Origin of the sequence: Devosia sp. UYZn731 (assembly GCF_040546795.1) — a bacterium.
Classification (GTDB): Bacteria; Pseudomonadota; Alphaproteobacteria; order Rhizobiales; family Devosiaceae; genus Devosia.
Map to the genome: position 1 here is coordinate 312,914 of NZ_JBEPOL010000002.1, position 25,487 is coordinate 338,400.

A 25,487-nucleotide genomic window follows, 5' to 3' on the forward strand; every position below is an offset into this window, starting at 1 on the left:
GGAGTAGCCCAATGAGCGAACGTACTGCCTTGAACGAGCTGGCCAATTTCGTCGGCCGTTCCAAGCTTGCCTCCCCCGATCCGAAAGTGCGTCGTCGCACCATGGACGGGATTTCCGCTCGCCTGCTGCATCAGCGCCGCACCGTCGGCGAGCTGCTCGCCGCCGTGCTGGCCCTCTCCTCCCGGACCCGCCGGGTGGTACAGCCGCGCGTTACCATCGAGATCGATGTTTTTGCCCCCGGCGGCAAGCGCGCCCTCGATCTCACCTTCGGCCAGGACTGAACCGCTTCATTCCCGGTTCACGCAGCTTGGGCTAGCCATCCTTCAACCGGAGGCTGCCAATGTCCAAGCTCACTCTCGCCGCGCTGCTCTGCCTGCTGGCTAGCCCCGCTATGGCCGCCGATTGCGACGGCCTTAGCGACCTGCGCGGCGACAATCCCCACCCCGAGACCTATCAGGTCTCCGGCCCCGGCCTGCTGACACTGCAACCCACTGCCATCGAGGGCTGCCCGCAAGGTGGCGAGGCCTGTGCACCGGTCAGCCGCCAACTGCATCCCGGCGCCGTCGTCATCGTCACCAGCAGGATCGGCGACATGGTCTGCGCCTCGATCCTGGGCGAGGCTCCCAATTACGTGCTTATCAGCGCCCTGCTGCCCAGATCGGCGCTGGTGACGGCCGATTACTCCGGCGCGGTCTGGACCGGCTCCTGGCGCTATTCCATCGAACAGCAGATCGTCATCAAACCCGCCCCTGAAGGCAAGATCGCCATCGACGGCATGGCCACTTGGGGCATGTTCGATCCGCTGCGGGTCTCCAGCGGCGGGGTCAACCAAGGCAGCATTGTCGCCACCGTGCAGCCCAAGAAGAGCCGCGCGTCCTTCACCCAAGACGATGACGAGACACCGCTGCCCTACGATCCCGCATCCACCAACTGCTCGTTCCGCATGTGGCAGCTCGGCCCCTACCTGGCCGTCGCCGACAACAACGCCTGCGGCGGCATGAACGTCACCTTCACCGGGCTTTACGCCCATGGCAGTTGGGCAGATTAGGCCCGCAACTTGGCCCGGATATCGGTGACGTTATCAATCGTCGGCGTTACCGCTGCCACCGGCTTGGCAATTGCAACCACTGCGCGATTGCGCCCGCTCGCCTTGGCCTCGTAGGTCGCGGCATCGGCCTCGTTGAGTAGGTCTTCCAGCACATAACCGCAGATATCGGTCGAGGAAATGCCGATGCTCACAGTGCCGCGCACCGAGCCGCCTAGCACTTCCACCGTGGTTGCCTGGAACGCCTCGCAAATCCGTTCGGCCGTCGCCTGCGCCTCGCGGATGGTTAGCCCCGGCAACAGGCAGCAGAATTCCTCGCCGCCCATACGGTAGCGGAAATCGTCTCGCCGCAGAGCGCCGTCGAGCACCGCCCCGAATTCCACCAGCACCCGGTCGCCGGCATCGTGCCCAAAGCGGTCATTGATCGACTTGAAGTGATCCAGATCCAGAATCAGCAGCGCCAGCGGCGCTCGGTTATATTTCTGCCGGCGCATTAGCCGCTCGGCCTCGGTCGCAAAAGCTCGCCGATTGGGCAAGCCCGTCAGGGCATCGCTTTCCGCCAATGTCCGCTGCGTGGACTCGCGGCGTTCCTTGGTCATGCTGATCATCAGCACCGTCAGGAACATCGCATGCACGAACGTGATGAAATTAAATGCCGCCGTCGCCAGTGGATGGATGCTCAGCCCGCCCAGCGGAAACGGCAAAGCACCCACGGAGACAATGCGGAACGCAAAAAATAGTCCCGCACTAACGTGAAATGCGATGGCTGCCTTGCGCGATGGCAGAATCTCGAACCGGCCGCGCCAGAGTTCCAAGCCGCCCAGCAACAGGAAGGTCGAGGCCGGGATTGAGGCAATCACCACCCTCAGGCCCAGCATATTGCTGAACTCGGGGATCAGAAAAGAAGACAGCCATAGCGCGGGAGCCATGACCAGCGCCCACCACACAGCCTTGCGGCGCTCGAAGGCCCGCGCGCCCGTCCACATGCAGCCGAAACACAGCAGCAGCAATGCGGTGGCCACGCCGGTATTGAAGAAGGTTGGGCCGCTGGCGCGCGTCCCCAGCAGGATCGCCGCCGATGCTCCGAATATATAAGCCAGTCCCAGCCAGCCGAACCATGGCGCGCTGCGATCCTGGCGCCACATGTAAAACAGCACGAAACCGAGTACGCAGATCACCGCGCCCGATGCAGCCACCAGTGTGAAATTGTCGATGGCCATCCGGGCTCCGCTTCGTCCAGCGCCGCTACCGGCTAGAAGCCGGCAGGTCGGTCACTCGAACAATCGCGGCCAGACTCGTTTCACCCGAAACGGCCACCCGCATGTTCATCCTATGGTGCGATGGTTTCCGCAACCTGAACGGGGCGACCCCGATAGGGATTTCTTTGTATGGCCAGGTTTCTAGATTTCGCTGCCCAGCATTTCTTCAAAGCCCTGCAAATCCGCATCCCCCGGCACATCTGCGACCCGTGCCGGCTTGCGCATCGGCAAATGCAGCGCCGCCACCAGCGTGCGATATTCCTGCCGCGCGCTCATATGCGACATCGACGGCAACCCGCCCAGCAAGTCGTCATCGAGCGTATCGAACACCGTCATCCCCGTTGGAAACAACGAGCGAAAGATCACCCGCTCGGCAATGCCATCGACCACCCGGCACCCCAGCCGCGCCGCGATTCGCTCCAGCAGGGTCTGCACCTGCCGCGTATTGCGGGACGACAACATCGAAATGCGATTACGCACCAGCACCCAGTCGATGCTCTGCCCGTCGACCGCCATCCGCTCCGAACGCGCGCGCTGCACCAGCCGCGCATAGTGGCTCATCTCGGTCGGTTCGCCGCTGACCGGATCGATATGGGCCATCACGTTGATATCGATCAGGCTGTCATTGACCGGCGTCACCAGCGTATCGGCCAGGCAATGCGCCAACCGCGTCATATGCGTGTCGAAACCCGGAGTATCGATGATGAGGAAATCCACCTCATGCTCGACGTCCCCGATAGCCTGTCGGAACAGGTCGAACTCGGCGCCCTGGTTTTCCTTGATGGAATCCCCGCGTGCCAGCGGCAGGTGATAGTGAATGGGATGCAGCAGCGTCAGGCCCTTGTTCCGAGCCCAGTCGCGGCGGTTGCGCACGTAATGCGTCAGCGTCTGCTGCCGGCTATCCACGTCCATGGTAGCCACGCTATGGCCCTGATGCAGTAGATAGACGGCCAGATGAAAAGCGGTCGTGGACTTGCCCGACCCACCCTTCTCATTGCCCACGACAATGACATGCGCCCCGTTCCGCGTCATCCCATACCCCAAATCACTCGGCGCGGAGTGTTGCCGCTTCCCCCGTCGCATACAAGGGGCGGCAAACCGCTCAGACGCGTTTGGAAACTCGCTTTGGGGAGTCAGTTGCCGTGGTTTTCGAGACCGGAGCGCAGCGTATGTTAGGTACGTGAACACCGGAAGCACAGAAAATCGCGGCATATGGCCGCCAAAGTAGAGTTTCCAAACGGCCTCTAAGGACTTATGCGGACAACAGCAACGGTTCGGCCGGCAGATCCGCCTTGGGCTTGATGATCGGCAGGTGCATCGCCGCCACCAGGTCGCGATACTCGTTGCGGGCCGTGATATGGGAAACCGATGAAGGTCCGCCCATTGAATCGCCATCCAGCGGATCGAACACCGTCATTCCCGTGGCAAACAGCGAGCGGAAAATCATCCGCTCGGCAATGCCATCGGCAACCCGGCAGCCGAACCGCTCGGCGATCCGCTCCATCGTCGCATGCACCTGCTTGGCATTGCGCGATGCCAGCATGGAAATGCGGTTGCGAACCAGCACCCAGTCAATGGTCTTGCCGTCCATGTTCAGCCGCTCAGCGCGGGCCCGCTGCACCAGCCGCGAATAATGGCTGGCCTCGACCGGGCCGTCCCCGCTCGGGTCGATCCGCGCCAGCACGTTGAGGTCGATCAGGCTGTCATTGACCGGGGTCAGCAGCGTATCGGCCATGCAATGCGCCAACCGCGTCAGATTGGTGTCGAAGCCCGGCGTATCGATCACCAGGAAATCGACATTGTCCTCGACCTCAGTCACTGAGCGGCGGAACACGTCGAATTCGGCCTTCTGATTTTCCTTGACCGAGTCGCCCCAGGCCGATGGCAGGTGGAAATGCCGCGGCGTCGGCACCGCCAGCCCTTTTTCCTTGGCCCAACTGCGGCGGTTGCGCACATAGTGGGTAAAGGTCTGTTGCCGGCTATCCGCATCGATGGTGGCGACCCGATGCCCCTGATAGCTCAGATAAATGGCCAGGTGGAACGCGGTGGTCGATTTTCCCGACCCGCCTTTTTCGTTTCCCACCACAATGACATGCGCGCCTTGACGCCCCATCGCTGTCCCCAAATCAAGGATAATTCCTATCCTCCAAACAGGGCCGTTATGGTTAACACCGCCTTAACGCCATCGGTGTGAAGGCTGGGCAACGAGCAAATATCGGCCTTGACCATGGTGCCCAGCTTTCCGCTTCCGCATACCGCCCCGACGCTGCCGCACCCACCGCCCTTCCCGCGGGCTTGACCCGCGGGCCACTCTCAACCCGGCACGGGCGACGAGAGGCCCGCGGGAGGCACACGGAGGGATTGGTGAGCGGGAAAGCAGAAACCCCTAAATAAGCCCCAACCGCGCCAGATCCCGCGCGATCTCTTCCGCCCCTTCATTGCCGTTCGCCGCCAGGTCCGGCGGCGCATCGGCGGGGGGCAGATAGCGCCAGCCCTGGAACGGTCGCTTCGGATACGGCACCGTCCGCACCATGTCGGGGCTCATGATGATGTCGCAATAATTCTTGCCCTCGCCATCGGTGTATTGGGCCAGCCGCAAAATCGGCTGCCGCACCCCGATCACCCCGGCAATCACCCAATAGATCGAGGCCTTGCCCTCCATCTCGGCGGCGCGCTTGGGCATCATCCGGGTGCGGTTCACATGCACGTCCTCGCCATAATCGGCGTCCCACCAATGCGCCCGTTCGTTGCGATAGCTCTCCAGCTCCTCGATGCTGGACACGCCGACGCACAATTTCACCATATGGATCATGCCAGCGCGCCCCGTGCCACACGGCCCTGAATGACGTCGATCTCGTCGTCGTCGACAATCCATGGCTCATGCAGCGCCAGCCCCAGCCATTGCTGGAACGCCGGCAGGCTGTAGATCGCCTCGACATACCCGCTAGCCACGTCCGACACCGCCAGCCCATAGGTGCGAATGCGCGTCGCCATCGGCGCAAACATCGCGTCCGCCGCCGTGAACTCGCCGAACAGGAACGGGCCGCCCGACTTGGCCAGCAACTCGCCCCACAGCGTCTCCAGCCGGTGCATGTCCGTGGCCACCGACTCCGGCGAAACCTTGCCCACATGCGACGCCCGCAGATTCATCGGCGCATGGCTGCGCAGCGCCATAAAACTCGAATGCATCTCGGCGCTCACCGCCCGCGCCATCGCCCGTTGACGGATATCGGCAGGCCAGATCGCCTTGTCGGGAAACCGGTCGGCCAGATATTCGATGATGGCGATGGTTTCGGGCACCACAAGTTCGCCATCGATCAGAACCGGCACCCTGCCGGTCGGCGAGCGCTCCGCCAACGTCTCCCGCCAACCTTCGCCCGCCAACATCAGCACTTCGTCCTCGAACGGGATGCCGAAATGCGCCAGCACCAGCCACGGCCGCAGCGACCAGCTGGAGTAATTGCGATTGCCGATCAGCAGCTTCATGGAATTGTCTCCTAGACGAGCAGAAGGGCGCCCCGTGGCCGGGCGCCCTTCCTTATTCGTTTCGCTAATAAGTGGGGTCCTAAACCCCTGCGACGACGGAAAAAACCAGTCCCATTGAAAGCAGGCACACCAGTGTCCAGGTTGCAGCCCGCCAGATATTGGCCTTTGGTTGACTTCGCATATGCCGCTCCTTGTCAGCCTCATCCCCCGCGGACTGCCAGTGGTGTGACCCCCCAGCAGCACCCGGTCATAAAGCGTTAACTGCGACATAAACTCTTGGCAAGCGGCAGAGTTGCCACACTCCACAGCCTTGGAGTGAATTTCGTTAACCGTCCGAAACCACGATCTGTAAAGGTTTAGCGACCTCAGAACAGGTGGAACCACAAGCCCGCGATCCCGAGGAACGCGAAAAATCCGACACAGTCGGTAATCGTTGTCACGAACACCGACGACGACACCGCGGGATCGGCCTTGACCTTGTCCAGCGCCACCGGGATCAAAATCCCCGCTGTGCCGGCCACGATCAGGTTGATCACCATGGCCAGCGCGATGACGATACCCAATTGCACATCGCCGAAGCGAATTGTCGTCACTATCCCGATCAGGATGGCGAAGATAACCCCATTGACCAGCCCGACGATCATCTCGCGGGTGATCAGGCGGCGCAGCCTTCGCCCGTCCAGTTCGCGCATCGCCAGCGCCCGCACCGTCACCGTCATGGTCTGCGTGCCGGCATTGCCGCCCATCGACGCGACGATCGGCATCAGAACCGCCAGCGCCACCATCTGCTCCAGCGTCGCGTCGAACAGGCCAATCAGCAGCGAGGTCAGCACCGCCGTGATCAGGTTCACCACCAGCCAGGGCGAACGGCTGCGCACGGTGTCGAACGTGTTGTCGGAGGTGTCTTCGTCGCCGACGCCGCCAAGCAGCTTCATGTCCTCGTCGGCTTCTTCGTGGATGACGTCGACCATGTCGTCGATGGTCAGCACGCCGACCAGCCGCCGGCTCTCGTCCACCACGCCCACTTCGACCAGATCGTAGCGCTCAAAATCGCGCGCGGCTTCTTCCTGGTCCTCGCTGGCATCCACCAGGATCACCTGGCTGTTCATGATGTCCTCGATCCGCGTCTCGCGGTTCGAGCGCAGGAACTTGTCCAGCGGAATGGTGCCCTGCACCTGATAGCCCGCATCCACCACATAGATCTGGTAGAATTCGTCCGGCAGGTCCTGATCGGTGCGCAGATAGTCTATGGTCTGCCCCACCGTCCAGAATGGCGGAATGGCGATGAAATCGGTCTGCATCCGCCGCCCGGCGGATTCCTCGGGAAAGTCCAGGCTGCGCTTGAGGCTGAGCCGCTCGAATGTCGGCAGCTTGGACAGGACCTCTTCGCGGTCCTTGTGTTCCAGGTCCTCGAGAATGAATACGGCGTCGTCATTGTCGAGGCCCGACACGCCGCGCGCGATGTCGGCATTGGGCAATGCCTCCATCAGTTCGACGCGCACGCTCTCGTCGATTTCGGTCAGCGCCGAATAATCGAAGCGGTCGCCCAGCGTCAGCACCAGCGCCAGCCGCTCGTCGTGATCCAGCGATTCCAGCACGTCGCCGGTATCGGCGGCATGCAGCGGCTCCATCAGCGCGACGACGTCCTCGACCTCACCTTCAGCCAGCGCTTCGCGTAAATTCCATAGCCAGTTCGCACTGATGCGGTCTTCGCTGTCGCGAAGCATATTGGCATTGATCCCGGTCTCGGTTCCGGGTGCAGTATCTGGCTCTGTGCTCATTGGGAGCCCTTTGCGTGTCGCGGGTTTCAGGGGCACTCCAAGCCATAGCCAATGCTGTTCCGATGCGCCAGACTCAGGCAGCGCCTTTCCGTCCGCACGCGATCATTTTTTAGGGGTCGCATCTTAGGGCCCGGCCGGCGCATTGTGTTTGCAGCAGAAGGAGTTGATCGCATGACCGATCTCGACGCCGCCTTCGCCCGCATCCTCGCCTTAGCTGAGGCCCGCGGCTTGCCGGGCCTGACGCGCTCCACCAGCTATGGCACTCCTGCTCTCAAGGTCGCCAGCAAGTCGTTCTGCCGTCTCAAGGACGGGCAGACCTTGGTGTTGCTTTGCCCGGCCGAACAGAAGACGCTGCTGATGGAAATTTCCCCCGAGATCTATTTCGAAACCGACCACTATGTCGGCTGGCCAGCGGTGCTGGTCCGTCTCGACGTCATTGTCGATGAGGAACTGTCACTGCGGCTGGAAGACGCCTGGCGCTCCAAGGCGCCCACAGCCTTGGCCCAACAACGCCCGCTCACCACACGCGCGCCGGACTGAACATCAAGGTAAAGGGCAGGCACTTTGCCGCCGCCCACTGCAACCGCCAAGAATCGGCAAAACGCCAGCCGGTTTTCCGGCGTCGGTCGTCCGGCGATTATTGGCCCGCGCGCCCTCTGACTCGGAACAATCTTGTCCTGATATGCAACGATTCAGCACCTGGGGCCATTATGGTCGCATCTTTGCCTTATTAGGCCACGACGTTCACGTGCGCTTGAACACAAATTCAAAAGCAAATCATAAGGTGACTAATGTCCAAATTCCTGCTCGTCCCCGCTGCCTTCGCGCTTGCCCTGACCCTGGCCGCTTGTGGCGGCGACGCTCCGAAAAATGCGACACCGCCGGCAGCCGAAACCACGGCGCCCGCCACCACTCCGGCACCAGCGACGCCAGCCCCAGCGACCACGCCGGCGCCGGCCACCACCACCCCCGCTCCCGCCGATACGATGGCGCCTGTGGCTCCGGCTCCAGCCTCCCCCTGATCCAAACAAAAGGCCGCCCCTCGGGGCGGCCTTTTTCTGTGTCTAGTCGGCTATCGCGTGCGCCGGATCGACCTTCACCGGACCTTTCGCCGGTCGCAACAGGAACACGATCGGCATCGATACCAGCGTCACGATCATCATCAGCTTGAAATCGTCGAGGAAGCCCAGCATCGCGGCCTGCTGGGAGATCATGCCGTTGAGCGCACCAACCACGTTCTCGAACCCGCCATGGGCCGCCGCAAAGTCCCGCAGCGGCGCTGAATCCAGCGTAATTCGCGCCGTCAGTTCGCTGTAGTTCACCATCTGCATCTGCGCCAACACGGTCGTGACGATCGAGATGCCGACGCCCTGCCCCACATTGCGTACCAGGCTGAACATCGCCGTGGCATCGACCCGGTACTTGGCCCCGATAGTGGCGAATGCCAGCGAGTTGAGCGGCACGAACACAAAGCCCATGCCCACGCCCTGGATCAGCCCCGATATCAGAATCGGCCCGCTGCCCATGACGATGTCGAACTGGGTCATCATATAGAGCGAATAGCCCATCAGGAGCGTTCCGCCGATGATCAGGATGCGCGGATCGACCTTGGCCACCAGCCGACCCACCACGATCATCGACACCATGGTGCCAATACCGCGCGGCCCCATCAGTATGCCGGTTTCGATCACCGGGAAGCCCATCAGGTTCTGCAACATGGGCGGCAACAGCGCCAGGCCGGAGAACAGCGTGATGCCCGTGGCAAAGATCAGGATCAGCCCCATGACCAGGTTCCGGTCCTTGAACATCGCCAGGTCGATAAACGGGTTGTCGGCCGTCATGCAGTGCGTGACGAACACCCATAGGCCCGAGATCGCAAGCAACAGATAGGTCCAGATTTCGATCGAGTTGAACCAGTCCGCGCCCTGCCCGCGGTCGAGCAGCATCTGCGTCGACGCCACCGCCAGCGCCAACATCCCGAAGCCAAAAAAATCGAAACGCCGGATCTTGATCACGGTATTGGGCATCAGCGCGAACAGCATGAAGAATGCCAGCGCGCCCACCGGCAAGTTCACCAGGAACACCGCGCGCCAGTTGAAGGTCTCGGTCAGCCATCCGCCCAAAGTCGGCCCAATGATGGGCCCGAACATGATGCCGGCGCCAAACAGCGCCATCGATTGGCCCAGCTTTTCGCGCGGATTGATATCCATCATCGTCGCCTGCGCCAGTGGCACGAGAAACGCGCCGCAAATGCCCTGAACCACCCGGAACAGCACCATCTGCACCAGGTTGCTGGCGACACCACACAGCAACGAAGCACCGGTGAAGCCTACAATGGCGATGAGCAGCAGGTTGCGCCTGCCCAGCCGGTCGGAAACCCAGCCCGTCAAGGGCGTGGCGATGGCCGCGGCCACAATATAGGACGTCAGCACCCAGTTGATCTCGTCTTGGGACGCACCCAGGCTGGCACGCATATGCGGCAGCGCCACATTGGCGATCGTGGTGTCAAGCACCTGCATGATGACCGCAACCATGATCGCGGCCGTCAGCAAGCCCTTGTTCTTCACCACCACCGTGGGCAGCGAGTCGGGTGTTTGTTGAGCCATTTTTATGCGGCTTTCCGCTCTGTTCAGAGCACGTGCGAGATCAAGCACCGGCCCACATCGGGCCGGCGCGATCATCAGGAATTAAGGCGCTTTAAGCCTAGAGCAGCTTGTCCAGCACGGTCTTACCCGTATCGACCGCCACGACGGCGCTCATGCCGGCGCGCAGCAAGTCGGCGTCCTTCTGGTCGTCCAGCTTGACCCGCACCGTGATGCGCTGGGTCACCTTCACCCAGTTGCCCGTCGCATTCTGCGCCGGGATCAGCGCGAACTGCGACCCCGTCGCCGCACCGATGCTGTCCACCGCGCCATGCAGCTTCAGCCCCGGATAGGCATCAACGCTCACTTCGACCGGCTGGCCCAGTTTCAGGCCATCCAGCTGGGTTTCTTTGAAGTTGGCTTCGATCCAGGTGTCGGTCGATTTGATCAGGCTGGCGATCGTCGTGCCGGTGGAAACGAATTGCCCGATATTGAGGCTGGCCATCTGGCTGATCACGCCAGCCGCCGGAGCGACAACAGTGGTCTTGGCCAGGTCACGCGCCGCGCTTTCGCGCGCTGCGATAGCAGTACGCACCGCAGGGTGCATATCAGTCTCGATATTCGGATCACCGGCCAGCGCCGCAACTGTGCCCGCCAGCTCCTGCTGCGCCAGTGCCACATCGGATTTGGCGTCCTGCAGCGACAGCTTCACGGCATCCAGGCTCGCCGTCGCCGACACGCCCGTATTGACCGAAGTTTGCTGCCGATCGAACTCACCCTGCCGCAGATCGAGCGTCCGCTGCGCTGCCGTCAGTTTGGCCTGCGCAGTGCCATAGGCCACGCGCAATTGCTCGACATTGACGCGTGCCGATGCCAGCGCCGCTTCGGCCTGGTCCATGGCGATGCGATAGGGCTCGGGATCGATCTTGAACAGCACGTCGCCGGCCGCGACCTCCTGATTCTCCGCCACATCGACCTCGGTCACGCGCCCCGCGACATCGGCCGACAGCGACACCTTGACCTGCTGCACATAGGCATTGTCGGTGTCCACGAAACGCCCGCCATTCAGGTAAAAATACGCCCCGCCCCCGGCCAACACCAGCGGCAGGCCGAACATCAGCAGATTGCGGCGCAGCTTGCCCTTCTTCTTGGGCGGCGCGACAGGCTCAACCGCTTCGGGCGCCGGCGGCACTGCCGTTACGGGCTTTGGGGCAGCCACTGGCGTAGCATCTGCCTCGGCATTCTTCTTCATGGGAGCGTTCATTTGTCTGCGTCCTTTTGCCGGTCGCTCTGACCGGCCAAATTGTCCGAAATCTTGTTGAGGGAGCGGACCAGAACCTCCTTGTCCGCCTCCGAAATACCGTCGAGCATCGTCTCGTGCAGCTCGCCTGCCACGGCCTTCATCGCCTCGACCATGGCCGTAACCGGCGGCGTCGCCCGCACGATCTTGGCCCGGCTATCGGCCGGGTCCGGCAGCCGCTCGATCAGCCCGCGCGTCTCCAGCAGTCGCAATATCTTGCTGGTGGTCATCTGATCGGTCTCGATCAGCGTGGACAGAGCCGCCTGCGAGAGCCCGTTCGATTGCACCAATTGCCCCAGCGCCCGCCACTGTGGCAGCGTCATGTCCTGCAACCGTGCTTGCTGCTCGAAAACCCGGCGCATCTGCTTGGTCACCGAGAAAATCAGTTTGCTGATCGGCGCCACGTCGGCGATGCCGCTCGCGGGCTTGCAGTCCAGTGTCTGAGTATCTTGCTGATCCATAACCGCACATATAGTAAGTACACTTAGTAAGTCAATTGCGCCCATACGTCGTCTGTCATGCGAGCGTCGCATAGCTGCGCCGACGGTTAAGCAAAAAACAAAGGCCACTCCGAAGAGTGGCCTTGTTCATCGTCGACAAATCGAAGGCAGGGCGCATCCGCGCCGCCGCCTCAAAGCTCGATTTACTGCGTGATCTGCGGGTAGAGCGCTTCGAAACGCTCAGCGGCCTTGGGTGGCACCTTGACCGCCTTGACGGCATCGAGATTGGCGGGCGCGTCGCCCACAACCACCAGTGCAACCATGCCCATGCCGAAGTGCGGCAGGCACTTGATGCCATAAGCGCCGGGGACCGTGAACGTCACCGTGACGTCCTTGCCCGAAGCGCCCTTGAAGGGCTCGGCGCCCTCGGGAAGCATGCCCGGGATGGTCTCGGCATTGTGCCCCTTGTCCGTTGCCACGAAGGTCACGGTATCGCCGGGCACGATCTTGGTCAGCGCGGGCTCGAAAACCATCCGGCTGTCGTCGCTGCCCTTGTTGAGCATTTGCACCTGGTAGTCGGCCGCCATGGCCGACGACGAGAACAACAGCGCTGCGCCAAAAATTATCCGTCCAATATGCATCATAGTTCTCCTAAAGCAGATTTGGATGATCATGTTTTCCGTGCGTGGTCAACGCACCGGCGCGTGACCTGGCTATCAAAAAACCAATGAAAGCTATTGGAGTTCCGCAAACAAAAAAGCCACCCAAAAGGGTGGCTTGTTTTCGTGTCGCTTTTGAAGGCGACTGGTGCGGTCGAGAAGACTCGAACTTCCACATCTTGCGATACAGCGACCTCAACGCTGCGCGTCTACCAATTCCGCCACGACCGCACGCCATGGTAGAGCTTCCCCCTGCGGCGAAGCGTGATGGGCATGTAGCAAAGCTCATCCGTAACCTCAAGCGGTTAAATCACCGATTTGGTGACAACTCGAGTTTCTACAGAAGAACCCCTCATCCGCCCTTCGGGCACCTTCTCCCACAAGGGGAGAAGGTGAACTCGCTGTTAGCCCATACTCCGAGCCATCCCTCGCCCCCTGTGGGACTTCGACCCGTGCCGAAGGCCAAATCGCTCCAGTGGAGCGATTTGAGGCAAGAAGGCCATGAGAGCTACGCTCGAATGGCCGGGACAGACATTTCTGCGTTCAGCAGAAATGACAGGGTGAGGGGTGCGAAACGCAGATAATGCGCTCTATCCCCTACGATAAACCTTCTCCGAGATCAGAACCCGCAACCGGCCCTCATCAACCCGCACTTCGCCGTGCGCAACCAGCGTATTGTTCGCATAAATCCGCAGCGGGTCGTTTTCGGTGGTGTCCAGCTCGATCACGGCGCCGCGGCCCATGCGCAGCAGATGATGCACCGGCATCGTCGTCGCGCCGAGTTCGACGGTGATGTCCACTTCAATATTGTCCAGAGTGCTCATAGATATGTCTCGAACCTTTATCCGGCGCGCCACCTGGCGTTGTCGAAATTCAGGGCCGCTTCAGCTAAGCTGCACCGTGACTCTCGGGCGGAATCTCTCCGGGTAATCTTCTGGCAACTATGGTTATCAAAGTGTTAATGGCGCCACCCGACATCGAGCCCCCTGCCAATAAAATGCTGCGGCCCGACGCCAAGCCGGTCGAGTGGATCATTTCCGCAACGCCCGTGCCCTACCCCGAGGCGCTCGACGCCATGCGCGCCCGCGCCGCCGCCATTGCCGCGGGCGAGGCTGGCGAGGCCGTCTGGCTGCTCGAACACCCGCCCCTTTATACCGCGGGCACCTCGGCCCACGCCGCTGACCTGCTGTCCGACCGTTTTCCGGTCTACGACGCCGGCCGCGGCGGTCAATACACCTATCATGGCCCCGGCCAGCGCGTGGCCTACATCATGCTCGACCTGCGCGAGCGCGGCCGCGATATCCGCGCCCTGGTGCAGTCCCTCGAACAATGGGTCATCGACACAATGGCCGCCTTCAACATCTGCGCCGAACGCCGCGCCGGCCGAGTCGGCGTTTGGGTCGCCCGCCCCGACAAGGGCATCGGGCGCGAAGACAAGATCGCCGCCGTCGGCGTGCGGGTGTCCAAATGGGTCACCTTCCACGGCATCTCGCTCAACGTCTCGCCTGACCTCAGCCACTACGACGGCATCGTCCCCTGCGGCATCGCCGACCAGGGCGTTACCAGCTTCGAGGACCTGGGCCACCTCGTCTCCCTGCCGGAAGTCGATTCGGTCCTCCGCCAGGCATTCGAGGCCCAGTTTGGGCCGACCGTGACTCCCTTCACCTCTCCCTTTGGGGGAGAGGTCGACCCTCTTGGGATGGGTGAGGGGGCCTTTACTGGGTGAGGTGCCTCCGGAAGGCCCCCCCACCCGGCGCTGCGCGCCGACCTCTCCCCCATAGGGAGAGGTGAAGGCACCCCAACATTTGCCAGCCCCGCCCCAAATAGTGCAGACATGGCGAAACGGCCTGAATCGTGGAGACCGAAATGACCCTGGACGACCTGAAGCGCCTGTTTACGAGACAAACGCTGTTCAAGCTCGACTCTATCCTGTCGCCCCGTCTGGTGCCGATTCTCTATGCACTCGGCCTCTGCGCCATCCTGCTCTGGGCAATCGGCCATCTGTTCTTCACCTTCGGCTCCGGCTTCGGCAATGGCCTGTGGGGTCTGCTCGAAATCGCCGTCTTCAGCCTCCTGTCCTGGATTTTGCTGCGCATCGGCTGCGAAGCGCTGCTGGTCTATTTCAAGGCCCACGAATCCAGCAGCGACAGCGTCAACCGCTCGCGCTATTCGGCCTCGCTGCTCGATGAAGTGCGCGACGCCATTCGCGATCTCGCCGAGGAAGGCGAAGACCGCGACTATGCCGAGGCGGACGAATACATCACCCCGGCCACCGAGCCAGGCCCCTATTACCCGACCCCGCCGACCGCCCCGCCGATGCGCGCCCCGGCCACCGAGCCCGGCGAGGTCTTCAAGCCAAAGCGTACTGCCAAGCGCACGCCGACACCACGGACGTAAAGAAAAAGCCGCCACGAACTCAATCGTGGCGGCCTTCTTCATCTTCAGGCCAAAAAGACCCTACTTCTTGTTGACGCTCCAGGCGCCCGGCCCGGCAAACACCAGGTACAGGAACACGAAGCAGAACAGGATCGCCGCGTCCCCGCCATTGTTGGACGGGAACAGGCTGCTGGGGGCATGCGCCATCCAATAGGCAACAGCCATTTCGCCAGCGGCGATGAATGCGGCCGGGCGCGTGAAGAAGCCGACGAGGATCAGCAGGCCGCCGACGATCTCGATGAGGCCGGCCAGACCGAACAGGCTCATCAGCGGCGGGGAGAATTCTGCTGCGGGAAAGCCGATAAGCTTCTGCGTGCCATGCAGGATAAACAGGATTGCAGCCACGATGCGGAGCACCGCGAGGGCCTGCGGCGCGTAAACGGAGAGACGATCGAACATTGGTGGACTCCATGGATGTGACGGCGCCACCTCAACTGACGCTCGAATATCTTCCCCACTAGCTCAGTCGATTGCAACCCATAACCAGCACAGTAACGATCACACTGTTCACAGATCCCGGCTTTCAACCCTGCGTGTTCACCGCTGTGCACACTCCAGCCCCGCGACAGTCACATTGCGTAACCGTCAACTTTTCTGTATGACGCCGCCAACCATCCAACATTGGAATACAAGCTCACATGAGCCAAGCGCCAAAAATTGGCCTCGTCAGCCTCGGCTGCCCCAAAGCCCTCGTCGATAGCGAGCGCATCATGTCCACCCTGCGCTCGCAGGGCTATTCGTTCAGCCGCGACTATGCGGGCGCCGATATCGTGCTCGTCAACACCTGCGGTTTTCTTGACTCCGCCAAGCAAGAATCGCTGGAAGCTATTGGCGAAGCGCTGGCCGAAAACGGCCGCGTCATCGTCACCGGGTGCCTCGGCGTCGAAGAAGAGCTGATCCGCAAGACCCATCCGTCCGTGCTCGCCATTTCCGGCCCGCATCAATACGAGAACGTCGTCAGCGCCGTTCACGAACATTTACCGCCTGTGCCGAACCGCTTCGTCGATCTGGTGCCCGAGCAGGGCCTCAAGCTGACCCCGCGCCATTACGCCTATCTCAAGATTTCCGAAGGCTGCAACAATCGCTGCTCCTTCTGCATCATCCCCCAGATCCGAGGCGATCTCGCCTCGCGTCCGGCCGCGGGCATCCTCGGCGAGGCCGAAGGCCTGATCCGCGGCGGCGTCAAGGAGCTGCTGGTCATCTCCCAGGATACCAGCGCCTACGGCGTCGATATCAAATACGCCGAATCCAATTATCGCGGCCGTCCGGTCAAGGCGAAGTTTTACGATCTCGCCAAGGAACTCGGCCAGCTCGGCGCCTGGGTGCGCCTGCACTATGTCTATCCCTATCCCCACGTTGATCAGGTCATGGAACTGATGGCCGAAGGCCTGGTCCTGCCTTACCTAGACATCCCCTTTCAGCACGCTTCGCCGAAAATCCTCAAGGCCATGCGCCGCCCGGCCCATCAGGACAAGACGCTCAACCGCATCCTCAAGTGGCGCGAGCAGGTTGCGGACCTGACCGTTCGTTCCAACTTCATCGTCGGCTTCCCCGGCGAGACCGAAGAAGATTTCGAGATGATGCTCGACTTCATCGAAGAAGCCGAAATCGACCGCGCCGGCTGCTTTAAATACGAGCCCGTCACCGGCGCCCCCGCCAACGAACTCGCCGATATCGTCCCCGACGACGTCGCCCAGGATCGCTTCGAGCGCCTGATGGAAGTCGCCCAGACCGTCTCGACCGGCCAGCTTGCCAAAAAGGTCGGCCGCACCATCCAGGTGCTGGTCGATGACGTGCAGCCCGACGCCAACAAGGCCATTGCCCGCTCGAAGTGGGACGCCCCCGAAATCGACGGCCAGGTCATCGTCTCCAACGCCACCGGCATCAAGCCCGGCGACATGATCGATGTGCTGGTCACCGACAGCGACGAATACGACCTGTTCGCAACGCCCGTAAAAGCGCTGAACTAGCCTCGAACTCGATGTCACCCCGGCGCAAACCGGGGTGCATCCCGAGCCGCTCGATCTTAAAAAACTGTCTGGCGACCACCGGAAACTGCGTTGAGATCAGGTCAGGGCGAGTTGAGCACGACGGGCATCGAGAACCGAAGCGGAGCGAACTCACGTCCGTGAGCACCGGAAGCGCAGAAGCCTACCGTTTGCAGACCGCCCTCACCCGAAACTCAGCGCAGTTTTGTCGCGTGCTCCGCGCCAGCCCGTGAGCCGATCCCGCCCGGCGAGCTTGGCGCCATACAGCGCCTGATCGGCCCGCCCCACCAGCTCTACCGCCCCGCGCCAATCCTCGTCCGGACGATAGCACGCGATGCCGATGCTGGCCGTGACAATGCCCTTCTCGCTGCCGGCATGGGCCATCCCCAGCGCCCGCAAGCCCTTAAGAAACTCATCAGCGATGGCGAACGCCCCGTCCTCGTCGGTATCTGGAAGGATCGCCACGAATTCCTCGCCGCCATAGCGCGCCGCCACGTCGCTCGACCGCTTCAGCACCCGCTTGAACTCGGCACTCACGGCGCGCAGGCACGCGTCGCCTTCCTGATGGCCATAATGATCGTTGAACGCCTTGAACCGATCGATATCCATCAGCAACAGGCTGATCCAGCTCTTGTCGCGCGCGCTGCGCGCCAGTTCGCTTTCCAGCGCCTCGTCGAACGCCCGCCGGTTCAACAGCCCCGTCAGCCCGTCGGTCACCGCCTGCTGCTGCAGCAGGTTGGTCAGCGCCCGCAGATTAGTCTCCGCCGTTTTGATCTTAGTGATATCGGAGACCACCACCATGCTGGCCCCGTCGGGCGATGCACTGGTGCGAAACTGAACCCAGCGTCCGCCAACCAGCGGCACGTCATGTTCGGTGGGCGTATAGAGCGCCGCTTCCGTCAGATTGACCCATTCTTCCAGGTCATCCACTTCCAGCACGGTCTGCTCGCCGCGTTGCGCCGACGTCCGCAGGATATCGCGCACATGATTGCCCGGCACGCGTACGTCCCGCGTCAGCGGAAAGTTGTCGCGATATTGGTCATTGCAGAACACCATGATCCCGTTGCGGTCGAACATCGCCACGCCATCGGCCATCTGCGCCAGCGCGTAGGACAATTGCTGCTGGCTCTGCTCCAGCGCCCGTTCCAGGTTGCGCCGCTCGGTCACATCGCGATTGAGAGTGATGATACCCGCCGCCGCACCGCTCTCATCGAACAGCGGCACCTTAAGCGTCGACAGCCACTTCGGATTGCTGTCCAGATTAGGTAGCTTCTGTTCGATACTCGTCATCACGCCCCTGGCCATGACGTCCAGTTCATCCTGCCGGAAGCGGCTCGCCACCGGCGGCGCATAGAAATCCGCGTCGGTCTTGCCGATCAGTTCGGCCGCGCTTTTGGCATGCATCAGCGCCGCTGTCGCCGGATTGGCGGCGATGAACCGGCCATCGCGATCCTTGACGTTGAGGCTGTCTGGCAGCGACTCGATGATGGTGCGGTAAGTCTGGTTTTCGCGCACCGCAATGCGCCGGCGCTCGTCATAGAGCAGCGCCAGCCCCGCCAGCAGGCTCGATATGAAATGCAGCACGGCGCTTGGCACCGCGGTCTGTGCCAGGGCAGCATCGCGCTGCTGGCTCGGCAGCACGAACACAATGATGATGCCCATCGCCGCTATCAGCAGGGCGAGAACCAGCACATCGCGGCGCCGCAATTTTCGCCCGCGCACCGCGGCATAGAGCGCCAAGCTCAGCCCCACGGCCACCGCGATACCGAGGCACCCGCCCCACGCTCCCGCACCGCCCATATAGAGCCTATACCCCGCAGCGATCAGCGCCGCCGTCAATCCCGCAACCGGCCCGCCAAACAATCCGGCCGATGAAATCAGCGTCGTCCGCAGGTCGATGAACACGCCTTCATCCAACATGAAAGCGCTCAGCATCGCCACCACTGCGCCAATGCCGAACAGCGTTCCCAGCGCCAGCGCGCGCACCCACGGCGACCAGCGGTCGAACATGGCCTGTAGGTAGGCCCAACTGGAGACGAAAATCGTCACCACTGCCAGATTTGCCAGGAGTCCGGACCAGACAGGATGCATTCGGTGTTTCTACTGACTGTTAGAAATGGTCACTATGTCACTGAACCAGTTTCGCATTTTGCCTATAACGAATGCTTACGCTTTTGCCCGGCATCCACTGTTGTCACCCTGTAATTGGTCTCATATCGGCCGGTCAGGCCGCGCCCCGCCACCCGGCGCACGCAACAATTTCGCCCGAGACCTCGTTCCCGCGCAACGCCATTGCCCCTTCCGGTAACATCGTAAATTACTCATCCACATCAATGCTTTACGTTTGACGCGCGCAAACCCGCTGTTAGGTTCCCTCCACCTTTCCCGCACAGCCCTTCGGAGCCCGCGTCACATGAAGAAGTTCTTCGCCATCGCCATGGCAGCCCTGGCGTTGGGCGGCACGCCCGCATTCGCCCAGCCAACGCAGATTCTGAACGTCTCCTACGACATTTCCCGCGAGCTGTTCGAAGCCGTCAACGCCGCCTTCATCCCCGCCTACAAGGCCTCCACCGGCGTCGATCTCACTGTCGACCAGTCCCACGCCGGCTCGTCCGCCCAGGCCCGCGCCGTGCTCGAAGGCCTGCAGGCAGATGTCGTCACCTTCAACCAGGTCCCCGATATCCAGAAGCTTGCCGATGGCGGCTTCGTTGCGGCCGATTGGGCCACCCAGTTCCCCAACAACGCCTCGCCGTTCTACTCGTTTCCCGCTTTCCTCGTGCGCGCCGGAAACCCGAAAGGCATTAAGGACTGGGGCGATCTGGCCGCCGATGGCGTCCAGGTGATCTTCCCCAATCCCAAGACTTCCGGCAATGGCCGCTACACCTATCTGGCCGCCCGCGCTTGGGCCGATGAGGAATATGCCGGCGACGAAACCAAGGTCGAAGCCTTCCTGACCAAGCTGTTCGCCAATGTCCCGGTGTTCGAAACCGGCGGGCGCGCCGCCACCACCGCCTTCACCGAGCGCCAGCAGGGCGATGTGCTCGTCACCTTCGAAGCCGAAGTGCAGGGTGTGCGCAAGCAACTCGGCGCCGACAAATACGATGCCGTGATCCCTAGCGTCAGCCTGCTCTCCGAGTTCCCCGTCGCCATCGTCGACAAGGTCGCCGATGCCCGTGGCAGCCGTGATATCGCCAAGGCCTATCTCGATTTCCTCTACACCCCCGAAGGCCAGGAAATCTCCGCCGCCAACTTCCACCGAGTCAACAATCCCGAAATCATGGCCGCCCACGCTGCCGATTTCCCCGCCATTCGCCTCGTCACGGTCGAAGACGCATTCGGCGGCTGGAAGAAGGTCTCCGAGGAGCATTTCGCCGATGGCGGCCTGCTCGACAAGGTCTTCGCCAATCAGTAAGCACCTGAGCAATCATGACTCTCGACGGCGTGGCACCAAGCCACGCCGTTCGCACTTGATGGGATAGTATGACCACCCGCGCCCGACGCTCCAAGCATCTCCTGCCCGGTTTCGGCCTGACCCTCGGTGTCACGATGCTCTATCTCGTCATCATCGTCGTGCTGCCGTTGCTCGCCATGCTGCTCAAGGTGGGCGGCATGGGCTGGCCGGAATTCTGGCGCATCATCTCTATGCCGCGCTCGCTCGCCGCCTATCGCGTCACCTTTGGCTCGGCCCTCGTCGCCACCGCGGTCAACGGCGTCTTCGGCATGCTCATGGCCTGGGTGCTCACGCGCTACCGCTTCCCCGGCAAGCGCCTGCTCGATGCGCTGATCGACCTGCCTTTTGCCCTTCCCACCGCCGTGGCCGGCCTGACCCTCGTCACGCTGTTTTCCCAAACCGGCTGGTACGGCCAGTTGCTCGAACCGCTCGGCATCAAGGTCAATTACAGCCAGCTCGGCATTATCGTCGCCATGATCTTCACCTCGATCCCCTTTGTCGTCCGCACCGTTCAGCCGGTGCTAGAAGACCTCCAGGTCGATCTCGAGGAAGCCGCCAAGACCCTCGGCGCCACCAACTGGCAGGTCTTCACCCGCATCATCGCCCCGGTCATCCTGCCCGCCTTCATGGCCGGCTGCGTGCTGTCCTTCGCCCGCAGCCTCGGCGAATTCGGCGCTGTGGTGTTCATCGCCGGCAACCTGCCCGGCCTCACCGAAATCGTCTCGCTGCTGATCTTCATCCGCCTCGACGAATACAATTACGAAGCCGCCGCCGCCCTGGCGCTGATCCTGCTGCTGACCGCCTTCGCGACCCTCTTCATCACCAACGCGCTCCAGGCCTGGCAATTGCGCTACACCGACCGGACCCGCTGATGACCGAACTCGTCCACCGCCGCAGCCTCGCCGAGCGCATTTTCATCGCGCTGGCCTTCGCCGTCTCTGGTCTGGTCCTGATGGTCCCGCTCGCCGTCATCTTCGCCTTCGCCTTCCGCGAGGGCGTCGGCGTCTACTTTTCCAATATCCTTGAGCGCAACACGCTCCACGCCATCGGCCTGACGGTGCTGACCTCGCTTGTCGTCGTCCCGATCAACATCGTCTTCGGCGTCTGCGCCGCCTGGCTGGTCACCCGTTTCAGGTTCCCTGGCCGGCAATTTCTCATCACCGTCATCGAGATTCCGTTCTCGGTCAGCCCCATCGTCGCCGGCGTCATCTACCTGTTCCTCTATGGTGGACAGGGCTTGCTCGGGCCCGCGCTCGCCAGCGTCGGCATCCAGTTGATGTTCACCCTCTCGGCCATTTTCCTCGTAAGCCTCTTCGTCACCGCCCCCTTCGTCGCCCGCGAACTGATCCCGCTGATGCAACAACAAGGCTCTGAGGATGAGGAAGCCTCGCTCTCCCTCGGCGCCAATGGCTGGCAGATGTTCTGGTTCGTCACCCTGCCCAATATCCGCTGGGCCCTGCTCTACGGCGCCATCCTCTGCAATGCCCGCGTCATGGGCGAATTCGGCGCCGTCTCCGTCGTCTCCGGCGCCATTCGCGGCCAGACCAATACCCTGCCGCTGCAAATCTCGCTGTTGTTCAACGACTTCAACGTCACCGGCTCCTTCGCCGCCGCCTCGGTGCTGGCTTTGGCCTCGGTGATCACCTTGGTGCTCAAGACCCTCGTCGAATCCAAAGGCCGTCACTAGCCGGAATCAAAGGCGCAGGAGACCCTGGTAACACCCAGACTCTCCTGCGCAATTCAGCCCAACTTACCAGCTTTTGAGCCCCAGCAGCTTCTCCCCCAGCGGGTTCAGCTTGGCCGTCTGAGCGTGGTTCTTTTCCCACTCGCGCGGATCGCCGGGAAACGCATCGCGCTTCGGCGAATCCAGCTCCCGCCACAGCCGCACCCGCTCGGCTCGGTCGATCACATCGCCCTCATTGGCCGGATACATCGAAATATACTGCGCCATCCGCACCCGGTCCTTGGAGTGGTTCGGCCGCACGCCATGCGCCAGCAGCGTGTTGAAGATCATCAGGTCGCCTGGCTCCATCTCGATATTGGTGATGCTCAGCCCGCTTGTATCGGGGTGCATCGGGTCGCGATCGGTCGGCTGCGTCTTCACCCACTCGTCGAAATTGTAGAACAGCTCCGGAATGCACTGGAACCCGCCCACATCGCCATCCTGCTTGACCAGGCTCAACACCCCCTGCACGCCGATCGGCAGCGGATCGAGCGAGGTGTCGCTGTCCCAGTGGATAAACCCGTTCGGATTGCCATGCACCTTCTTGGGCACATTCAGGTTCGCCCGATCGATCGACACCCACAGCTCTTCCAGATCCCAGATGTCCACGAACGCATCATAAATGCGCTGTTCCATCCGGTTGTCCCACAGATACTGGTGGTTATAGATTTCCACCATGCCGGTGCCGTTCAGCTCCTTCATGATGTGGTCCCGGCGCTGCGGCGCATACCAGGTGCTTGCATCGGCCGGATGCTTTTCATCAAAATCCCACAGTAAAGCCTTGAGCCGCTCGACATTTTGCTGCGGCACCGCATCTCGAACAATCACATAGCCCTTCGTCACCCAGTGCTCCCAGTCCGCCGGACTGAGCACCCGCAGGGGCAGCGTCTTGACGATATCCTTGAGCTGCGTGGTCACGACCTGCGTCGTCGGATGGCTGTCGCGCTTGGCTTCGGCTTGCATGAAACTCTCCCATGTCTCGTCCCCTCAGGACTGTTCGATGGGTAGAGGCTAACCCCGCCACGCCGCCAAGGCTTGCCCTGGACCGGCAATAATCGATACTATTCTGGCGTCAACGACCGCCCTGGTGCCAGATGAAGCCCTATCTCGAACACCTCACCGTCACCGAGGACGCCTCATGGGCGATGCTCAACCGCCGCCTTGACGACGCCATTCCGTTCCAGTGGCACCACCATCCCGAATACGAGCTGACCCTCACCCTCAACTCGCGCGGTCAGCGCTTCATCGGCGACCATATCGGGGAATACGAAGACGGCGACCTCGTCCTCATCGGCCCCTACCTGCCCCACACCTGGTCCTCCATCGACAAGCCCGACCCCGCCCAACCCCACATCGCCCTCGTCATGTGGTTCCTGCCCGATTGGGCCGACCACCTCACCGCCAAATTCCCCGAACTGCGCAGCGTCGGCGCCATGCTCACCCGCGCCTCCGCCGGCCTGCGCTTTTCCCCCGCCACCTCCGCTGCCGCCCGCCCGCTCATCGAAATCCTGTTTCAGCGTCCCGCCACCGAACGCTTCCTCCTCCTGCTGCAGGTCCTCAGCCTCCTCGCCGCCGACCGCACCGCCACGCCCCTCGCCGCCACCGCGCCCAACACCACAAGCCCCACCGCCGAGCGCACCCGCATCGACCGCGTCCTCGATCACATCCACCAAAACTTCGCCGAGCCGATCACCATCGCCGCCCTCGCCGATATCGCCGCCCTCAGCCCCTCGGGCCTGCACCGCACCTTCCTCCGCCATACCAGCCAGACCGTCAGCCAATACCTGATCCGCCTGCGCATCGGCCGCGCCTGCGCCCTGCTCTCCTCGACCACAATACCCATCGGCCAGATCGCCGGCGACGTCGGCTATGACAGCCTCGCCAATTTCAACCGCCAGTTCAAAGCCCTCAAGCAAGTGACTCCACGCCAATACCGATTGGCATTTGCCTGACGCGCCGCCACCAGCGCAACAATCTGCGCCACAATACAGCCAGTCGACACCTCCCCCTCGAGGGGGAGGATCAAGGTGGGGGTTTCTGCAAATTCAGCTCCCATTCACCCACCAACAGGCACTCCACCTCAAACACCCCCCGGAGCGCCCGCCATCCTCACCAAAATCCTCGCTGCCACGCACATCCTGGTCGGCTTGGCCTGCTCCGCCATCGCCATCCCCTTCATCGGCCTCTTCCTTTCCGATCCCGGCGCCAATCCCGGCTACCGCGCCGACGGCGGCTTTTTCCTGCTGCTGTTCGCGGTCTACTTCGCCCCCAGCGTCATCGGCGGCCTCGGCCTGCTGTTCAACGCTCGCTGGGCGCGTCTGCTGCTTCAGGTTCAGGCATTCGCCTATCTCTTCCTGATCCCGCTCGGCAGCATACTTGGCATCGTAACGCTGGTTGTGCTCCTGGGCGGTCAGATGCCCTCAAACGCCACCATGGATCAATCCGGCGACCCCCTGCCCACTCCCGGCGCTCTGCACAGGGTCCTGAACCACCCCCTTGGTAGCCTCGGCAGCGTTATCGCCGCCATGGCCATTGTCGGCCCCGGCTTCATCATCGCCATCGCCCTGCTCTATCACCTCAACGAACCCCGCACGCCGCCATACCTTGACCAGGCCGCCATCATCGCCCTGCCAATCTTGCTGGTCGCCATGGTCGTGCTGATCCGCTCCATCCTGATGGCCGACGGCACCACCGCGCCCAATTGGGCCGGCATCGACTTTTTCCATGCCCGCAAGCGCCGCTGGGCACGCGAATCCCGTCTTCTCACTCAGGCGGAGCACCAGCGCGTCAAACGCCTCGCCGCCGATCCGGCCCTGCGTAAATATGCCGACCTGATCGCCCACGGCCAGCACTGGTCCGACGCGCAGATCGCCTACGACCGCGATCCCACGCGCCTGCTCACCTGCACCCACATCCAGCCCATCGAACGCGCCATGCGCGACGCCGGCATTCTCGTCCGCCCGCTCCACGGCGCCCTCGTCAACGCCGCCTGCTGCGTCGATGGCACGCGCCTGCAAACCCAGTTCTCGATCCAGCTGCCCGTCTGGTTCAACGACGACATCCCCGGCGACCGCCCCTACGACCCCGAAGGCGCCGCCATCATGTGCCGCGAGCACGGCTCCGGCATCTGGCTCCTCCACCCCCGCGACGCCAAACCCGCTACGCCGGTATTCCCAAACTAGAACCCTGAACGATCAGTCGACACCTCCCCCTTCCAGGGGAGGATCAAGGTGGGGGGTGTCTATTTCCCATGCAGCCGCCCGCACTCTCCCTCTCCTGCCAAGCCTCCACCCCAGCAGTCGACACCCTCCCCCTTGCGTGGAGGGCGTTCTTCGCC

General features: G+C 62.4%; 26 protein-coding genes and 1 tRNA gene. 12 read left to right on the top strand and 15 right to left on the bottom strand.

Features of this window, described 5'->3' with window-relative positions; all coding sequences use genetic code 11:
* Nucleotides 1-11 precede the first annotated feature (11 nt).
* Entirely contained in the window at nucleotides 12-281 is a 270-nt protein-coding gene (locus ABIB57_RS05930; RefSeq protein ID WP_354039190.1) for a hypothetical protein, read from the top strand.
* Between the two features lie 59 nt (nucleotides 282-340).
* The gene (locus ABIB57_RS05935; RefSeq protein ID WP_354039191.1) at nucleotides 341-1,048 is read left to right on the top strand and encodes a hypothetical protein; all 708 of its coding nucleotides are present in this window, start codon (nucleotides 341-343) and stop codon (nucleotides 1,046-1,048) included.
* Here the strand turns inward: ABIB57_RS05935 and ABIB57_RS05940 are convergent.
* From ABIB57_RS05940 to mgtE, 6 genes are all read right to left on the bottom strand, one after another.
* On the bottom strand, nucleotides 1,045-2,265 hold the full coding sequence (locus ABIB57_RS05940) for a GGDEF domain-containing protein (protein ID WP_354039193.1): 1,221 nt from the start codon (nucleotides 2,263-2,265) through the stop codon (nucleotides 1,045-1,047). The two genes, ABIB57_RS05935 and ABIB57_RS05940, sit on opposite strands and share 4 nt — an antisense overlap.
* Before the next feature lie 180 nt (nucleotides 2,266-2,445).
* Entirely contained in the window at nucleotides 2,446-3,336 is an 891-nt protein-coding gene (locus tag ABIB57_RS05945; RefSeq protein WP_354039195.1) for a division plane positioning ATPase MipZ, read from the bottom strand.
* Nucleotides 3,337-3,556: 220 nt separating this feature from the next.
* On the bottom strand, nucleotides 3,557-4,417 hold the full coding sequence (locus ABIB57_RS05950) for a division plane positioning ATPase MipZ (protein WP_354039196.1): 861 nt from the start codon (nucleotides 4,415-4,417) through the stop codon (nucleotides 3,557-3,559).
* Nucleotides 4,418-4,690: 273 nt separating this feature from the next.
* Nucleotides 4,691-5,116, bottom strand: coding sequence for a DUF1489 family protein (locus ABIB57_RS05955; RefSeq protein ID WP_354039197.1), 426 nt, complete (start codon nucleotides 5,114-5,116; stop codon nucleotides 4,691-4,693).
* Nucleotides 5,113-5,790: a glutathione S-transferase family protein gene (locus tag ABIB57_RS05960; protein ID WP_354039198.1), complete on the bottom strand. Its 678-nt coding sequence runs from the start codon at nucleotides 5,788-5,790 to the stop codon at nucleotides 5,113-5,115. Before ABIB57_RS05960 ends, ABIB57_RS05955 begins: the two co-directional genes overlap by 4 nt.
* 365 nt (nucleotides 5,791-6,155) lie before the next feature.
* A complete protein-coding gene (mgtE, locus tag ABIB57_RS05965) occupies nucleotides 6,156-7,571 on the bottom strand; it encodes a magnesium transporter (RefSeq protein ID WP_354039199.1) in 1,416 nt (471 codons plus the stop codon).
* Nucleotides 7,572-7,742: 171 nt separating this feature from the next.
* Between mgtE and ABIB57_RS05970 the strand changes: the two genes are divergently transcribed.
* Nucleotides 7,743-8,111 (top strand): MmcQ/YjbR family DNA-binding protein, encoded by a 369-nt coding sequence (locus ABIB57_RS05970; protein ID WP_354039200.1) that lies wholly within the window; start codon nucleotides 7,743-7,745, stop codon nucleotides 8,109-8,111.
* A gap of 251 nt (nucleotides 8,112-8,362) precedes the next feature.
* Nucleotides 8,363-8,593, top strand: coding sequence for a hypothetical protein (locus ABIB57_RS05975; protein WP_354039201.1), 231 nt, complete (start codon nucleotides 8,363-8,365; stop codon nucleotides 8,591-8,593).
* 42 nt (nucleotides 8,594-8,635) lie between these two features.
* Here ABIB57_RS05975 and ABIB57_RS05980 read toward each other — a convergent pair whose 3' ends face one another.
* From ABIB57_RS05980 to ABIB57_RS06005, 6 genes are all read right to left on the bottom strand, one after another.
* On the bottom strand, nucleotides 8,636-10,177 hold the full coding sequence (locus ABIB57_RS05980; RefSeq protein ID WP_354039203.1) for a DHA2 family efflux MFS transporter permease subunit: 1,542 nt from the start codon (nucleotides 10,175-10,177) through the stop codon (nucleotides 8,636-8,638).
* A 97-nt stretch (nucleotides 10,178-10,274) separates the two neighbouring features.
* Nucleotides 10,275-11,417, bottom strand: a complete 1,143-nt coding sequence (locus ABIB57_RS05985; protein ID WP_354039205.1) for an HlyD family efflux transporter periplasmic adaptor subunit — start codon at nucleotides 11,415-11,417, stop codon at nucleotides 10,275-10,277.
* On the bottom strand, nucleotides 11,414-11,914 hold the full coding sequence (locus ABIB57_RS05990; RefSeq protein ID WP_354039207.1) for a MarR family winged helix-turn-helix transcriptional regulator: 501 nt from the start codon (nucleotides 11,912-11,914) through the stop codon (nucleotides 11,414-11,416). The genes ABIB57_RS05985 and ABIB57_RS05990 overlap by 4 nt, the downstream gene beginning before the upstream one ends.
* A gap of 182 nt (nucleotides 11,915-12,096) precedes the next feature.
* Nucleotides 12,097-12,537: a pseudoazurin gene (locus tag ABIB57_RS05995; protein ID WP_354039209.1), complete on the bottom strand. Its 441-nt coding sequence runs from the start codon at nucleotides 12,535-12,537 to the stop codon at nucleotides 12,097-12,099.
* A 161-nt stretch (nucleotides 12,538-12,698) separates the two neighbouring features.
* A tRNA-Leu gene (locus ABIB57_RS06000) sits at nucleotides 12,699-12,783 on the bottom strand.
* Nucleotides 12,784-13,142: 359 nt separating this feature from the next.
* Nucleotides 13,143-13,376 (bottom strand): FliM/FliN family flagellar motor switch protein, encoded by a 234-nt coding sequence (locus ABIB57_RS06005; RefSeq protein ID WP_299723924.1) that lies wholly within the window; start codon nucleotides 13,374-13,376, stop codon nucleotides 13,143-13,145.
* A 137-nt stretch (nucleotides 13,377-13,513) separates the two neighbouring features.
* On the opposite strand from ABIB57_RS06005, the gene lipB reads away from it, so the two are divergent.
* Together lipB and ABIB57_RS06015 are read left to right on the top strand one after the other, a co-directional pair.
* Complete coding sequence (lipB, locus tag ABIB57_RS06010) at nucleotides 13,514-14,278, top strand: lipoyl(octanoyl) transferase LipB (RefSeq protein ID WP_354039210.1); 765 nt, start codon at nucleotides 13,514-13,516, stop codon at nucleotides 14,276-14,278.
* Nucleotides 14,279-14,418: 140 nt separating this feature from the next.
* Nucleotides 14,419-14,949 carry a DUF4282 domain-containing protein gene (locus ABIB57_RS06015; protein ID WP_354039211.1) on the top strand — a complete coding sequence of 177 codons (531 nt, stop codon included), beginning with the start codon at nucleotides 14,419-14,421 and terminating at the stop codon, nucleotides 14,947-14,949.
* 60 nt (nucleotides 14,950-15,009) lie between these two features.
* On the opposite strand, the gene ABIB57_RS06020 is transcribed toward ABIB57_RS06015, so the two are convergent.
* On the bottom strand, nucleotides 15,010-15,387 hold the full coding sequence (locus ABIB57_RS06020) for a DoxX family protein (RefSeq protein WP_354039212.1): 378 nt from the start codon (nucleotides 15,385-15,387) through the stop codon (nucleotides 15,010-15,012).
* Nucleotides 15,388-15,626: 239 nt separating this feature from the next.
* Here ABIB57_RS06020 and rimO point away from each other — a divergent pair, with 239 nt between their 5' ends.
* A complete protein-coding gene (gene rimO, locus ABIB57_RS06025; protein WP_354039214.1) occupies nucleotides 15,627-16,958 on the top strand; it encodes a 30S ribosomal protein S12 methylthiotransferase RimO in 1,332 nt (443 codons plus the stop codon).
* A 201-nt stretch (nucleotides 16,959-17,159) separates the two neighbouring features.
* Here rimO and ABIB57_RS06030 read toward each other — a convergent pair whose 3' ends face one another.
* Entirely contained in the window at nucleotides 17,160-19,067 is a 1,908-nt protein-coding gene (locus ABIB57_RS06030) for a diguanylate cyclase (protein WP_354039216.1), read from the bottom strand.
* A 322-nt stretch (nucleotides 19,068-19,389) separates the two neighbouring features.
* Between ABIB57_RS06030 and cysP the strand changes: the two genes are divergently transcribed.
* From cysP to cysW, 3 genes are all read left to right on the top strand, one after another.
* Nucleotides 19,390-20,388 (top strand): thiosulfate ABC transporter substrate-binding protein CysP, encoded by a 999-nt coding sequence (gene cysP, locus ABIB57_RS06035; RefSeq protein WP_354039218.1) that lies wholly within the window; start codon nucleotides 19,390-19,392, stop codon nucleotides 20,386-20,388.
* A 68-nt stretch (nucleotides 20,389-20,456) separates the two neighbouring features.
* The gene (gene cysT, locus ABIB57_RS06040) at nucleotides 20,457-21,299 is read left to right on the top strand and encodes a sulfate ABC transporter permease subunit CysT (protein ID WP_354039220.1); all 843 of its coding nucleotides are present in this window, start codon (nucleotides 20,457-20,459) and stop codon (nucleotides 21,297-21,299) included.
* Nucleotides 21,299-22,114: a sulfate ABC transporter permease subunit CysW gene (gene cysW / locus ABIB57_RS06045; RefSeq protein ID WP_354039222.1), complete on the top strand. Its 816-nt coding sequence runs from the start codon at nucleotides 21,299-21,301 to the stop codon at nucleotides 22,112-22,114. Before cysT ends, cysW begins: the two co-directional genes overlap by 1 nt.
* 63 nt (nucleotides 22,115-22,177) lie before the next feature.
* On the opposite strand, the gene ABIB57_RS06050 is transcribed toward cysW, so the two are convergent.
* The gene (locus tag ABIB57_RS06050) at nucleotides 22,178-23,113 is read right to left on the bottom strand and encodes a phytanoyl-CoA dioxygenase family protein (RefSeq protein WP_354039223.1); all 936 of its coding nucleotides are present in this window, start codon (nucleotides 23,111-23,113) and stop codon (nucleotides 22,178-22,180) included.
* A gap of 131 nt (nucleotides 23,114-23,244) precedes the next feature.
* On the opposite strand from ABIB57_RS06050, the gene ABIB57_RS06055 reads away from it, so the two are divergent.
* Both ABIB57_RS06055 and ABIB57_RS06060 read left to right on the top strand, forming a co-directional pair.
* Nucleotides 23,245-24,102, top strand: a complete 858-nt coding sequence (locus ABIB57_RS06055) for a helix-turn-helix domain-containing protein (protein ID WP_354039225.1) — start codon at nucleotides 23,245-23,247, stop codon at nucleotides 24,100-24,102.
* 75 nt (nucleotides 24,103-24,177) lie between these two features.
* The gene (locus ABIB57_RS06060) at nucleotides 24,178-25,332 is read left to right on the top strand and encodes a hypothetical protein (protein WP_354039227.1); all 1,155 of its coding nucleotides are present in this window, start codon (nucleotides 24,178-24,180) and stop codon (nucleotides 25,330-25,332) included.
* The last annotated feature ends 155 nt before the right edge of the window (nucleotides 25,333-25,487 follow it).